Source organism: Stenotrophomonas sp. YJH_SMC_131, from assembly GCF_059367975.1.
In genome coordinates, this window is sequence record NZ_JCAFRJ010000001.1 from 215,108 (window position 1) to 228,678 (window position 13,571).

The window sequence follows — 13,571 nt, forward strand, 5'->3', positions numbered from 1 at the left end:
CTCAGCTGCGCGGAGGTCATGGCGCCGGTGGGATTCGTGCCGACCAAGGTCGGCACCTACCAGAGCAGTGTCATGGCGCCGGTGGGATTCGTGCCGACCAAGGTCGGCACCTACCTGAGCAACGTCATGGCGCCGGTGGGATTCGTGCCGACCAAGGTCGGCACCTACCAGAGCAGCGTCATGGCGCCGGTGGGATTCGTGCCGACCAAGGTCGGCACCTACCAGAGCAGCGTCATGGCGCCGGCGGGATTCGTGCCGACCAAGATCGGCACCTACCTGAGCAACGTCATGGCGCCGGTGGGATTCGTGCCGACCAAGGTCGGCACCTACCAGAGCGGGTCGGACATCTGCACCGGGCGCTACCAGTCCGCGCGCAGGCCGATGTTGCCTTCGATGATGCGGCGCTTCTCGTTGCGGTCGCCGCCCAGTTCGCGCGTGTAGTCGGCCACGGCATAGGCGCTGATCGTTCGGTTGAAACGCCCGACCACACCCACGCCGGCTTCCAGCGCGCGTGAGCGCTGCGAATTGATGATCACGTCGTCGTCGAAACGGATGCGGTCTTCACCAGAACGGCCATGCCAGTAATTGAGCTTGAAATACGGCTGCCAGCCGTTGTCGGCCAACTGGTAATCGCCCGCCAAGCGCAGGCCGATGCGGCCGGTCCAGGCGTTGTCGTTGTCGAAGCGCACGCTCGATACTTCATCGCGACGGTCATCCAGCGAAGTGCGCTGCCAGATCACCTGCACCTGCGGTTCCAGCCACCATGCGGACTGCCCGAAGTGCAGCAGCGGCTTGCCCGCCTCCACCGACACGCTGGTACCGTCGCCGCTCAGGCCGATGCCGAGCCCACGCGAGGAACGCACGCGGCCGTCGTAGCGGCTCTGCATCGCCACGGCGTCGATGTAACCCCCACTGCTGTCGGTGAAGGTCCAGTACAGGCCCACGTGCTTGTCATCCAGGCGGTTCTGGCCTACCTGCACGTTCTCCCAGCCCAGTGCCAGACCCGTGGTCTTGCCCTGCGCGCGGGTGCGGCCAACGAATACGCCGATCTGGTTGCGGTGGTTGTCAGACGCCGCAGCCCACACGTCGAGACCGGCCTGCAGGCCCATCACATCGCCATCGAAGCCCGGCTGCGCATCACCCTTCCAGTGGATCTCGCTGCCCTGCCCCACCAACCGGCCCCAGGCGGTGCGGAATATGCCCTGGTTGTACAGCAGGCGCTGTTCGCCCTGCCGCTCGTGGAAGGTACCGAGGCTGGCCAGCGAGGTCTCGCGCAGCAGCGGTGGCACCACGGCGTAGGCGGCGGTCTCCACGCGGTACAGCGGCACCACCGCGCCTTCGGCCGGGCGTGCACCCGGCGTTGGTGGGGTGCCGGTACCGGGCAACGCACCGCCGGCCACCGGCACGTCCGGCACCGCCGGGTCGCTGGGCGGCGCCACCGGCGCCGGTTCCGGTGGCGGCGGTGGCGGCGCGGCCTCGCCGGCGGTCAGGTTCGGATCGGTAGCGCCTTCAGGCGGCGGCGGCGGTGCCGGGGTGATCGCCGGCGGCGGTGCGACCGGCGGCGTCAGGGGCGGTGGCGTGGCAGTGCCGCCGCCGTTGGGTGCCGGCGTTGGTCCGGTCACCAGCGTCGATCGCAGGTACCAGTTCTCGCTGGTGCCGGCGCTGACACCACCCTTGAACAGGAAGTACTCGTAGGCACCGGCTGCAACCGGTGCGAACAGCGAGAACGCGCCCGGCGCAGTGCGGCCACCATTCAAGGCCTGCACCACCAGGATGCCATCGGCCAGCGTGGCGGCGCCGCTGCCGCCGGCATTGAGCACGCCGATGCCGGTGGTACCGGTGGCGGTTCCGCCATCGATCACCAGGCGGTCGCTGCTGGAATTGTCCGCACCCAGCACGGTACGCAGGTACAGGCCACCGCCGTCACCACGGTAGTTGCCACGCACGGTGAACACGTCGCCTGCGCCGGTGCCGGTCAGGTCGATGCGCCCGGCATTGGCCATCTCCACCAGTGCACCATTGTTGAACGGACGGACTGCATGGCCGCCACTGCCCGCGTAGACGGTGCTGGTGTCGTCCACGGTGAGCGTGCCGGTGCCGGTTCCGCTGTCGCCCAGCACCAGGTCGCCATCAAAGGTCAGCTCGGTGCTGTTGGCCAGGCTGATCGCCTCCCAGTTCTGGAAGCGGCCCACGCCGGCAGTCTTGACGTTGTGGAAGTTGAGCTGGTCGATGCCACCGCCACCGTCGAACAGCGGCACCGCCCCCAGGTTGCCCTGGTTGAGGTTGCCGAGGTTGGCGACGTCGTTGTCCGGCCCCATGTCGATCGCGCCGTAGACGATGCCGCCGCCATTCCAGTTGAAGGTGTCGTTGCCGGTACTGAGCAGTACCTGCCCGCGCACGGTGCCGTCGGTGATGGTCACGCTGTCGTTGCCGCCGCTGACGCTGATGTTGCCGCCGATGTAGGCGGTACCCGAGATGATGATGGTGTCGGTGTCGAAGCCGGTCACCACGTTGCCGTCCACGGTGCCGCCGGACTGGTCCCACAGGTTCTTGTCCAGCTTCATGTTGACCCGGCCGATGCGGCCAGCGGTCATCCACGCCTGGTCACCATCCTCGAACGCACCGATGATGCGGCCACCGCTCATGCGGAAGGTATCGATGTTGTCGCCCTGCTGCAGCGCGCCGACCGTGCCGCCACTCATGACGAAATCATCGCGGCCACTGCCCTGCGCCACCACGCCGGTGACGGTGCCGCCGGTGACGGTCATCTGGTCATCGCCACTGCCCTGGTCGACGCTGTCGATCGTACCGTTGTCCAGCAGCAGCGCATCATTGCCATCGCCCTGCAGCACACTGCCGCTGATGCTGCCAGCCTGCATGTCCAGGCGATCATTGCCGGCACCGAACTGCACGCCGGTGCGCCCGCTGATCGTTCCGCGGTTGACCAGCACGCTGTCGCCGGCGCCGACGAACTGCAGGGCGGTGTTGTTGCCGGTGCTGATGCTGCCCGAGTTCTCGACGCGGCTGCCGCCACCGAGCTGGACCGCCACGCCGCCCACCGAACTGATCGTGCCCAGGTTGGACAACAGGTGCCCACCGGCCCCGACAAGCGAAATCGCGCTGCTGCCACCGCTTTGCTGCAGCTGCGCCGTGCTGGCGACAGTGACGGTGATGCCGGCGGCGGCATTGGCGGTGACGGGAACGGTCTGCGGGTTCGGCGCGTTGGCATCGCAGGTGACCGTCTGGCCGGCGAGGGGGGCGGCGCTGTCACAGCCGGCCCAGGCAACGCTGGCGGTCAACAGCATGACGGACGGAACAGCCAGGGCCTGCAGTACGGAGACAGTGAGGCGGCGCGGACGCACGGCGCGCGGGACGGCACGGGACATACAGCACTCCTGGACAGGGGATCAGGAACTGCGGATATGCGGTACTGCGAGCGAAGTCTGCGCCATGGTGAACGGTTTCGACAGGTGAATTTGCGTGCCGATCATCACAGTTCAGATGCGAACCTGATCGGGCATCACCCCACCTCTACGTGCCTGAAATCGTTCATCTTTGCGGGGTCATGCCCATGCCTGGATGAGGTGGCCTCCCGGGTTGGGTCAGAGCCCTCCTGCGGAAAGGGATCCGACCCGGAGCCGTCAGATCTTCAGATAGATCTTCCGCCGGTCCAGCCACCACGCCACGCCCCACCACAGCGCGACGAACGCCAGCGCCTGCAGCATCGACGCCAGCTCGAGCGCGTGCGGCATCGCGGCGGCCAGTTGCTGCCAGATCCAGCCCCACGCGCCGGTCGCCATCAGCGCCACCGACATCACCGACGCGCCAAGATATGCGGTAATTGCGTTGACCCCGAAACGGCGGCCCAGCGGCGGCCATCGCTTCTGGTCGATCAACACGTGGCCCAGCCACAGCGCCAGCGCGGCCAGGCCGCCGGTCCACAGCACATAGCTGGGCGTCCACAGCTGCTTGTTCAACGGCAGCACCGTGGCCAGCAGCAGCCCCAGCACGGCGGTTGCCACACCCAGGCCAGCCAATGCCGCCGCACGACCGTTGCGCAGCAGGCCACCGGCAATCAGGCCGAGCACGGTACTGGCCAGCGCACCCAGCGTGCTCAGCAATCCTTCCGGGTCATGGCCCAGTCCGGTATCGGCGTGCCACTGGTAGATCCACGGTGCGAACAGCGTGGTGTCCAGGCGGCTGGCCGGGTTGGTCCATGGCGCCAGATCACCGATGCCCAGCAGCAGCACGGTGTAGCCCACCAGCAGCGTGACCAGCACGCCAGCCTGCACGCGCGGCCGCGCATACACCGCCAGAACACCCACCAACGCTGCGCATACCGCAATCCGCTGCAGCACGCCCCAGATGCGGAAGTGATGGGTATGCAGCGCCCACCAGATCAACAGGTGCAGCAACGCGCCGGCGAGCAGGATGCGCAGTGCACGCTCCAGCACCCCGCGCGCCAATGCTGGCCGTGCAGCGGCATCCAGCGCGCGCGGTGCCACGCTGAAGGCCATCGACATACCCACCAGGAACAGGAAGAACGGGAACACCAGGTCGGTGGGCGTGCAGCCATGCCATTCCGAGTGACGCAGCGGCGCGAACACCGCACTCCAGTCGCCCGGATTGTTGACCAGCAGCATCGCCGCCACGGTGATGCCGCGCAGGGCATCGATCGAGCCCAGACGGCGTGGCGGCGTACTGTTCATCAGGCGGCCTCGTACTGTCCGGCAATCCAGGTACCACGCACCTGCAGGGCGTCATCCAGCAGCACCAGGTCGGCCTGGTAGCCCTCGGCGATGTGGCCAAGGCGGTCGTCGACGTTGAGGAACTGCGCCGGATAGGTCGACGCCATGCGCGCCGCTTCGGCCAGCGGTTGGCCGAGCAGCTGCACGGTATTGCGCACGGCGGTGGCCATGTCCAGCGCCGAGCCGGCCAACGAACCGGCGGCATTGCGCACCACGCCATCGATGGCGGTGATGGTTTCGCCATACAGCACGTAGCTGGGATCGTCGGCTCCAACCGGCGGCATCGCATCGGTCACCAGCAGCAGGCGACCGCGCGGCTTGGCCGCCAACGCCACGCGCAGGCTGGCCGGGTGCACATGCACGCCATCGACGATGATGCCGATCCAGCTGTCGCGGTCTTCCAGCGCAGCGCCCACCGCGCCGGGCTCACGCCCTTGCAGCGGCGACATTGCGTTGTACAGATGGGTGAAGCCGCGCACGCCGGCATCCAGGCCGGCGCGGATCTCTTCGTAGGTGCCTGCAGTGTGCCCAGCAGCGACGATCACGCCACGCTCGACCAGCGCACGGATGGTCTCCAGCGGCACGCGCTCCGGCGCCAGCGTCAGCAGGGTCACGCCGTTATCCAGCGACGCGGCCAATGCGATCTCTTCTTCATCCGGCACGCGGAACTTGCTGGCATCGTGCGTACCCTTGCGTGCCGGCGCGATGTACGGGCCTTCCAGGTGGATGCCGATCACGCCCGGCACGCCCTGCGTGATGGCCTCGCGCATCGCACCGATGGCTTCGCGCATTACCGCCACGTCATCGCTGATCAGCGTCGGCAGCATCGCGGTGGTACCGAAGCGGCGGTGCGCCTGCGCGATGGTGCGCAGTGCCGCCACGTCCGGCGTGTTGTTGAACAGCGCGCCGCCGCCGCCATTGACCTGCACATCGATGAAGCCGGGCAGCAGCCAGCCGCCCCCCAGGTCCACCTGCTCGGCCGCGTGGCCCAGCTGCGGTGCTGCGTCGGGCAGCAGCGCGCTGATGCGACCGTCCTCGATCACCACCGCCAGGTCGTCGCGGAACTCATCGCCGGCCAGGATGCGGGCATTGCGCAGCACCGTCACCATCACACCGTCTCCGTAACCTTGTTCAGATGCGGCGGCAGGTCCGGGTTGAAGCCACGGCGTAGCGCCAGCGCATTGATGGCGCGATAGAAGCTCTGCACGGTCAATAGCGGTGCGCACAGCGGATGCGGTGCGGCCGCCACCGGCAGGTTGCCGCCAGCACCGGCCAACCATACCTGCGCGCCGCGTGCGGTGAACTCATCGACCACCGCACGGGTACCGGCGCCGGTTTCGTCCGGCTGGGCGAAGGCCAGCACCGGGAAACCACGATCAACCAGCGCCATCGGGCCGTGCTTCACTTCAGCCGAGCTGTAGGCTTCGGCGTGCAGGCTGCAGGTTTCCTTGAACTTCAGCGCCGCTTCCTGCGCCGCACCCAGGCCCAGGCCGCGGCCGAGCACGAACAGGTTGGTGGCCTCGACCAGGCCCTCGGTCACCGCGCTCCAGTCGCACTGCCAGGCTTCACGCATCGCGTCCGGCAGCAGGTCCAGCGCCGCACGCAGGCTGCTGTCCTGCTTCCAGTACGCGGCCAGCTGCAGCAATGCGGCCAGCGAGGCGAGGTAGCTCTTGGTCGCTGCAACGCTCTTCTCGGGGCCGGCATGCAGCGGGATGACCGTGTCGGCCAGCTGCGCCAGCGGTGAATCCTCGACGTTGACCAGCGCGATCACGCGCGCGCCGGCGGCCTTGGCCGCCTCGGCGTTGCGCAGCAGGTCCGGGCTCTTGCCCGACTGCGAAATGACGATGAACAGTGCGCCGCGCAGCTGCAATGGTGCGGCGTAGACCGAGCCCACCGATGGCGAGGCCGACGCGACCACCAGCCCCAGCTGGGTTTCCAGCAGGTACTTGCCATAGGTGGCGGCATGGTCGGAGCTGCCGCGTGCACAGGTAACCACGAACGGCGGCGGCGCGGCACGCAGGCTGGCGGCCAGGGTTTCCAGGGTGGCGTGGTTGCGCGAGAACTGGCGCGCGACCACGTCGGCCGCTTCAGCGGCCTCGGCGAACATCAGGGTAGCGGTGGGGTCTGACAGCGACATGGCAGGCTCAGGCAGGATCGGAAGGAAGGGGGCGTGCGCCGGCCGGGCGCATCGGCGCGGTCGAACCGCGCACCACCAGCTGCGGCACGAAGCCCTGGTTGTGCAGCGGTGCCGGCGCATCGTCGTAGGCGTCGCTGCGCAGCTGCGCGATCAGCAGGCGCGCGGCATGGCGGGCGATGTCTTCGGTGGCCTGCTTGGCGGTGGTCAGCGGCGGCCACGACTGGCGCGAGAACGGGCTGTCCTCGAAACCGGCAATGGACAGGTCGTAGGGCACGTTCATGCCGGCCGACTTGGCGGCAGCCAGCACGCCGGCAGCGATTTCGTCGTTGGAACCGAAGATGGCGGTAGGCGGTTCGCGCAGCGCCAGCAGGCGGCGCGCGCCACGGAAACCGTCGTCGAAGGTGTAGTCGCCCTGCACCACCAGGTGCTTGTCCACGGTCATGCCGTAGTCCTTCAGCGCGGCCTCATAACCGGCATAGCGTTCGCCCGAGGAGCGGTGCGAGCTGCCGCCCCAGAGGAAGCCGATGCGCTGGTGCCCCAGCTGGATCAGGTGTTCGGTGATCTCGTAGGCGGCCTCGCGGTCGTCGACAAACACGCAGGCACCGTCGGCCGGATCTTCGGTGGCTGCAATGATGCGCACCAGCTTGATGCCACGCGCGGTCAGCGCCTGGATCAGGTCGCGGCGCTCGGACATCGGTGCGGTCAGCACCAGCCCGGCCAGGCGCGAACGCTGCACCCAGTCAGCCAGTTCATCGGCCAGCAGCGGCGAACTGGAATCGCAGGGATGGATCTGCAGGCCGAACCCGGTCTCGCGGCAGGCGGCGAGCACGCCGTTCTGCACGCCGATGATGTGGTACGGGTTCGGGTTGTCGTAGACCAGCCCGATCACGAAGGTGGTGCCGCTGCGCAGGTTGCGCGCGGACGGATCGGGTTCGTAATCGAGCTCGGCGATGGCACGCAGCACCCGCGCGCGGGTGGCCTGCATCACCGAGGGCTCGTTGTTGATCACCCGCGATACCGTCTTCAGCGAGACCTTGGCCTTTTCGGCAACGTCCTTGATGGTCGCTCTGCGCATCGGTTTTTCCTGGGGTTGGCTGCCGTCCATCATCGCCGATCAGCTCCGGTCCTGCGGCAGGCCCACGCGGTGGCCCACCACCGAATAGAACAGGATGTACAGGTAGCAGGGCACCATCAGCAGCACGAAGGTCAGCTGGAAATCGATGTGCTGCTTGAGCAGGGCGAACAGCTGCGGAATGATCGCGCCACCGGCGATGCCCATCACCAGCAGGGCCGAACCGGTTTCGGTGAAGCGCCCCAGGCCGCGGATGGCCAGCGGGAAGATGGCCGGCCACATCATGGCGTTGGCAAAGCCCAGCAGGGCCACGAAGGCCACCGACACATAGCCGTGCGTTGCCCACGCGCCCAGGCAGAACACCACGCCCAGCACCGCCGAAATGGTCAGGTAGCGCGACTGCGACACCACCCGCGGAATCACCAGCAGGCCGACCACGTAACCGACCAGCATCGCGCCCAGGGTGAAGGCGGTGAACATCTTGGTCTCGTCCAGCGGCAGGTTGAAGCCATGGCCGTAGGTGCCGATGGCATCACCGGCCATCACTTCCACGCCCACGTACACGAACAGGCACAGCACGCCCAGCCACAGGTGCGGGAACTGGAAGATGCTGCGGCGCTCGACCGCACCGGCGGCCACCGGCGTAGCGTTGGCTTCGGACGATTTGATTTCCGGCAGCGGCGAGAACAGGATCGCCACCGACAACACCACCAGCAGCGCCGCCATGGCCAGGTACGGGGCATGGATCTTGGCGGCGAACTGGTTCAGCAGCACGGCTTTGGTCGCGGCATCGGCCGCCTGCACCTGCACGTCCAGATCGCCAATGCCATGCAGCACCACCGTGCCGATCAGGATCGGCGCCAGGATGCCGGCGATCTTGTTGCAGATGCCCATCAACGCGATGCGCCGCGCCGCCGTTTCGATCGGCCCAAGGATCGAGATGTACGGGTTGATGGCCGTCTGCAGCAGGGCCAGGCCGCTGCCGATCACGAACAGGCCGCCCAGTGCGCCGGGGTACCAGCGCTGGGTGGCGAATTCGCCGAACAATGCCGCGCCACCGGCCATCACCAGCAGGCTCAGGCTCAGGCCCTTCTTCATGCCGGTACGGCGCAGGATCCACGACGAGGGCAGCGCCAGGAAGAAGTAGGACAGGTAGAACACCATCAGCACCAGGAAGGCGCCGACCTCGCTGAGCTCGAAGGCGAGCTTGACGAAGGTGATCAACGGGCCGTTGAGCCAGGTGAAGAAGCCGATCAGGAAGAACAACACGCCGACGATGGCGATGGAGGTGGCCACGTTCGGGCGCGCGCTTGCAGCGGGGACGGCGGACATCAGGAGGGCTCCTGCGGCGACAGCCGCAGAACGCGGCGTCGGAGAGTGGCTGGGAACAACGTTGTCACATTCTTTCGGTGGACAACGGCGGTTTGTCAACTTCCATGCACGCCCCTTCAACCTCGTGCTGCACTGCGCAAGTCGATTGCGGTGCTCCGCGCTGAATGCGCGCCAGACCTAGAGCCCCATGCAGCAACGGTTCCCACGTGAAACCCGCACTCACGCCATGTAAACGTTTACTGCCTGTCGCATTCGTTGCGGCGCAGCAACGAAAGTGTCACGAACTCGTTGACATCGTTGTCAGGGCGGTTACAGACTCCGCCCCAATCGCTGCCCCCGATCCCGGGGCCGGCCCCACCTGCAGCAGGAGCCCGCGTGACCGCCAGCCACCCCGCCCCGTCGCATGTCCTGTCCCGCGTCGCGCCCTCGTTCCTGGCCGCGGACGTCGGTGGCACCCATGTGCGCGTGGCCCGGGTCCAGGCCAGCGGTGACACCGCCCATCCGGTGCAGGTGCTGGAATACCGCAAGTACCGCAACGCCGACCATGCCGGCCTCAGCGCGATCCTGTCCGACTTCCTCGGCGAAGGCCCGCGGCCCACGCATTGCGTGGTTGCCAGCGCCGGCTACGCCCGCGAGGACGGCACGGTGATCACCGCCAACCTGCCGTGGCCACTGTCGGCGCGCCAGGTGGAGGCCGACGTCGGCCTGCAGCGGGTCTACATCGTCAACGACTTCGAAGCGGTGGCCTATGCCGCTGCGCAGGTGGACGCCAGCGGGGTGCTGCACCTGTGCGGGCCGGACACCGGCACGCGTGGCCCGACCCTGGTGGTCGGCCCCGGCACCGGCCTCGGCGCCGCGCTGTGGATCCCCACTGCGCATGGTCCGGTGGTCCTGCCGACCGAAGCCGGCCAGCCGACCCTGGCGGCCAGCACCGAACTGGAAATGGCCATCGTCCGCCACATGCAGCGCGACCGCGCCCACGTGTCGATCGAACATGCGATCTCCGGCCCCGGCCTGATGAACCTGTACCGCGCGGTCTGCGCGCTGCAGGGGCAGGCGCCGACCCTGGCCAGCCCCGATGCGGTCACCGCCGCCGCCATGGCCGACACCGATGCGCATGCGCGCCAGGCGCTGGATGTGTTCTGCGGCCTGCTCGGCAGCACCATCGGCGACATGGCCCTGTTCTATGGTGCCCACGGTGGCGTCTACCTGGCCGGCGGCATCCTGCCGCAGATCCGCGAATACCTGCACGCCAGCACCTTCGTCGAACGCTACCTGCAGAAGGGGCCGATGGGCGAAGCACTGGCACGCATCCCGGTGAAGGTCGTCGAACACGGCCAGCTGGGCGTGGTCGGCGCTGCCAGCTGGTACCTGCAGCAGCAGTCGGCCGCCTGACACCGCAACAGGCTTCAACGCAATCGCAGCACGCAGTACGTGGCACGCCAACGCACGGGACTTCGCCGCCGCCCCGCGCATGTCATCGCAACCGTTATCGAACACCGCCGCCGGCATCCAATCGAGTGATGAGGAGAGACATCATGAATACCCGCAAGACCCTGCTTTCGGCCGCCATCGTCAGCTGCATCGCCTTCAGTGCGCACGCGCAGCAGGCTGCCCCGACCGCCACCGACCTGGACACCGTGACCGTTACCGGCATCCGTGGTTCGATGGAAAAATCGCTGGACACCAAGCGCGAAGCCAATGCGCGCGTGGAAGTGGTCACCGCCGAGGACGTGGGCAAGCTGCCGGCGCACAACGTCGCCGACACCCTGCAGCGCCTGCCGGGCGTCAACATCAGCTCGTCCAGCGCCGATGAAGGCGGTTTCGACGAAGCCGACCGTGTCAGCCTGCGCGGCACCAGCCCGAGCCTGACCCAGACCCTGATCAACGGCCACACCGTCGGTTCGGCCGACTGGTTCGTGCTCAGCCAGGGCAACAACGTCGGCCGCAGCGTCAGCTACTCGCTGCTGCCGTCCGAACTGGTCAGCTCGGTGGAAGTGAACAAGTCCTCGCAGGCCAAGCTGCAGGACGGCGGCACCACCGGTACCGTCAACATCATCACCCGCAAGCCACTGGAATTCTCCAAGCCGTTCACCGCGGAAGGCTCGATCGGCCTGGTGCGCTCGGACCAGGCCAAGTCGAACGACCCGCAATATTCGGCGCTGTTCAACTACAAGAACGACGAAGGCACCTTCGGCGTGATGGTGCAGGGCTTCAGCCAGAAGCGCGAACTGCGCCGTGAAGCGCAGGAAATCCCGGGTGGCTTCTTCAAGATCGGCGCAAACGATCCGGTCGCCAGGACCAATCCGGACCTGATCGGCGTCAACGTTCCGGGCCTGCTGGGTTCGACCCTGTTCGAACAGACCCGCGAGCGCAAGGGCGGCCTGGTCTCGCTGCAGTTCAAGCCGAGCGACAGCCTCACCCTCGGCCTCAATGGTTTCAGCTCCGAGCTGAAGGCGAACAACTACAACCGCAACTTCATGATGTTCGGCAACAGCTTCGCCAAGTCGCAGGCGCCGGATCCGGGCTATGTGGTCAAGGACGGCGTGCTGACCAACGCCAACTACAAGGGCGTGCCCGGCACCGACTATGCGGTGTACGACATGATCTACCGCGAGTCGAAGGCCAAGTCGAGCTATGTCACCTTCGATGCCGACTGGCAGATCAGCGACAGCCTGACCGCCAAGTTCCAGGCCGGCAGCACCAAGGGTACCGGCGAGACGCCGCGCCAGTACATCGCCGAGGTCACCCTGGCCAACGGCGGCGGCGCCAGCTGGGCTACCCACGGCAATGGCTCGCCGATCGACTGGAACGTCGGCGGCGACATCTCGCCCAACGGCGTGACCAGCTTCGGCACCTGGGGCAACCAGCAGGTCACCGCTGAAGACAAGGAGAAGTGGGCCACGCTCGATTTCAACCAGTACTTCAACGATGGCGGCGTGCTGAGCTCGATCGACTTCGGCCTGCGTTTCGCCGACCACAAGCGCGAAGCGCTGTCGCCGGAAGGTGCAACCCCGGGTGACATCTGGAGCGCGCTGAAGAACGGCGCGACGGCCAACTATCCCAGCGGCTTTGCCGGTGACATCGGCGGCACCTTCCCGCGCAACCTCTGGTACTTCACCCCGGGCGCGCTGAAGGACGCGGTGACCAACAACTCCACTTGGCTGGCCGGCAATGATGGCCCGACCGGTCGCCACAACTATGGCGCCGAGTGGAAGGTGAAGGAAAAGAACTTCGCCGGCTACGTGCAGGCCAACTTCCGCGGCGACTGGTGGAGCGGCAACGTCGGCCTGCGCTACGTCAACATCAAGCAGGACATCGACACCTACAACGCCGTCAGCAAGGCCGCCGATGCCGATGTCAGCAGCCTGTTCGGCATGTGGGAGCGCCTGGCCTTCCAGAACAAGCGCAACCGCGTATTGCCCAGCGCCAACATCAAGTTCGACCTGGACGACTCGCTGGTGCTGCGCGTCGCCGCCTCGCAGACCCAGACCCTGCCGGACTACTCGGCACTGGGTGCCTCCTCGTACGGTTCGGACCTGAACCGCACCGGCGGCGGTGGCAATCCGAACCTCAAGCCGACCCTGTCGACCAACCTGGACGCCAACCTGGAGTGGTACTTCATGCCGCGCGGCCTGCTGTCGGTGGGCGCGTACCACATGAACCTGAAGGACTACATCGCCTTCGACGTGGTCTCGCGCCAGCTGTACAGCGAACTGACCAACCAGCTTGAGACCTACCAGATCTCCACCCCGATCAATGCCGACGGCAAGGTCACCGGCGTGGAAGTGGCCTACGAACAGCCGATCGGCGAGTACTTCGGCGTCAATGCCAATTACACCTACGCCAACGGCACCACCTCGCACACCTGGTCGGACGGCTCGCACAATCTGCTGGGCACCTCGAAGAACACCTACAACGTGGGTGCCTACTTCGAGAACGAGCGCTTTGGCGCCCGCGTCAGCTATACCCGCCGTTCCTCGTTCCTGATCAGCCTGTCGGGCACCAATCCGTACTACCAGGATGACTTCGGCACGCTGTCGGCGTCGCTGAGCTACAAGGCCACCGACTGGCTGAGCATCACCCTGGATGGCCTGAACCTCAACAACCCGACCTACAAGTACTACCAGACCGCGGCCATCCCGACCTCGTTCTACAGCAACGGTCGCCAGTACTACCTCAACTTCCGCTTCAAGTACTGATCCAGCGGCGGCAACATCGCCGAGTCGTGCACGCACGCCGGGCCTGGGTCATTCCGGGCCCGGCGTTTTTCATGTATAGC

9 protein-coding genes are annotated in these 13,571 nt (G+C 66.9%); 3 read left to right on the top strand and 6 right to left on the bottom strand.

Annotated elements, in window-relative coordinates; translation table 11 throughout:
• The first annotated feature begins 18 nt into the window (after positions 1 to 18).
• Positions 19 to 441, top strand: a complete 423-nt coding sequence (locus AC5P56_RS00920) for a hypothetical protein (protein WP_197574727.1) — start codon at positions 19 to 21, stop codon at positions 439 to 441.
• Here the strand turns inward: AC5P56_RS00920 and AC5P56_RS00925 are convergent.
• The 6 genes from AC5P56_RS00925 to AC5P56_RS00950 all read right to left on the bottom strand — a co-directional run bounded on the left by AC5P56_RS00925 (position 360) and on the right by AC5P56_RS00950 (position 9,289).
• Entirely contained in the window at positions 360 to 3,386 is a 3,027-nt protein-coding gene (locus tag AC5P56_RS00925) for an autotransporter family protein (RefSeq protein WP_495231394.1), read from the bottom strand. The two genes, AC5P56_RS00920 and AC5P56_RS00925, sit on opposite strands and share 82 nt — an antisense overlap.
• 255 nt (positions 3,387 to 3,641) lie before the next feature.
• Positions 3,642 to 4,709 carry an acyltransferase family protein gene (locus AC5P56_RS00930; protein WP_111205670.1) on the bottom strand — a complete coding sequence of 356 codons (1,068 nt, stop codon included), beginning with the start codon at positions 4,707 to 4,709 and terminating at the stop codon, positions 3,642 to 3,644.
• Positions 4,709 to 5,857 (bottom strand): N-acetylglucosamine-6-phosphate deacetylase, encoded by a 1,149-nt coding sequence (nagA, locus tag AC5P56_RS00935; RefSeq protein ID WP_049439947.1) that lies wholly within the window; start codon positions 5,855 to 5,857, stop codon positions 4,709 to 4,711. Before nagA ends, AC5P56_RS00930 begins: the two co-directional genes overlap by 1 nt.
• Positions 5,857 to 6,885, bottom strand: a complete 1,029-nt coding sequence (locus tag AC5P56_RS00940) for an SIS domain-containing protein (protein WP_049439950.1) — start codon at positions 6,883 to 6,885, stop codon at positions 5,857 to 5,859. The genes nagA and AC5P56_RS00940 overlap by 1 nt, the downstream gene beginning before the upstream one ends.
• A gap of 7 nt (positions 6,886 to 6,892) precedes the next feature.
• Positions 6,893 to 7,960: a LacI family DNA-binding transcriptional regulator gene (locus tag AC5P56_RS00945; RefSeq protein ID WP_005411045.1), complete on the bottom strand. Its 1,068-nt coding sequence runs from the start codon at positions 7,958 to 7,960 to the stop codon at positions 6,893 to 6,895.
• Positions 7,961 to 7,999: 39 nt separating this feature from the next.
• Positions 8,000 to 9,289, bottom strand: coding sequence for a sugar MFS transporter (locus AC5P56_RS00950; protein ID WP_495231395.1), 1,290 nt, complete (start codon positions 9,287 to 9,289; stop codon positions 8,000 to 8,002).
• A gap of 375 nt (positions 9,290 to 9,664) precedes the next feature.
• Here AC5P56_RS00950 and AC5P56_RS00955 point away from each other — a divergent pair, with 375 nt between their 5' ends.
• The gene (locus AC5P56_RS00955; RefSeq protein ID WP_111205667.1) at positions 9,665 to 10,684 is read left to right on the top strand and encodes a glucokinase family protein; all 1,020 of its coding nucleotides are present in this window, start codon (positions 9,665 to 9,667) and stop codon (positions 10,682 to 10,684) included.
• Between the two features lie 143 nt (positions 10,685 to 10,827).
• Positions 10,828 to 13,491, top strand: a complete 2,664-nt coding sequence (locus AC5P56_RS00960; RefSeq protein WP_046432541.1) for a TonB-dependent receptor — start codon at positions 10,828 to 10,830, stop codon at positions 13,489 to 13,491.
• Positions 13,492 to 13,571: the final 80 nt, after the last annotated feature.

What these genes read in the sequence shown, in the direction of transcription:
- AC5P56_RS00920 (WP_197574727.1), top strand. Translation starts at nt 19, where the DNA reads ATGGCGCCGGTGGGATTCGTGCCGACCAAGGTCGGCACCTACCAGAGC.
- AC5P56_RS00940 (WP_049439950.1), bottom strand. Translation starts at nt 6,885, where the DNA reads ATGTCGCTGTCAGACCCCACCGCTACCCTGATGTTCGCCGAGGCCGCT.
- AC5P56_RS00945 (WP_005411045.1), bottom strand. Translation starts at nt 7,960, where the DNA reads ATGCGCAGAGCGACCATCAAGGACGTTGCCGAAAAGGCCAAGGTCTCG.
- AC5P56_RS00960 (WP_046432541.1), top strand. Translation starts at nt 10,828, where the DNA reads ATGAATACCCGCAAGACCCTGCTTTCGGCCGCCATCGTCAGCTGCATC.
- nagA (WP_049439947.1), bottom strand. Translation starts at nt 5,857, where the DNA reads ATGGTGACGGTGCTGCGCAATGCCCGCATCCTGGCCGGCGATGAGTTC.
- AC5P56_RS00925 (WP_495231394.1), bottom strand. Translation starts at nt 3,386, where the DNA reads ATGTCCCGTGCCGTCCCGCGCGCCGTGCGTCCGCGCCGCCTCACTGTC.
- AC5P56_RS00930 (WP_111205670.1), bottom strand. Translation starts at nt 4,709, where the DNA reads ATGAACAGTACGCCGCCACGCCGTCTGGGCTCGATCGATGCCCTGCGC.
- AC5P56_RS00950 (WP_495231395.1), bottom strand. Translation starts at nt 9,289, where the DNA reads ATGTCCGCCGTCCCCGCTGCAAGCGCGCGCCCGAACGTGGCCACCTCC.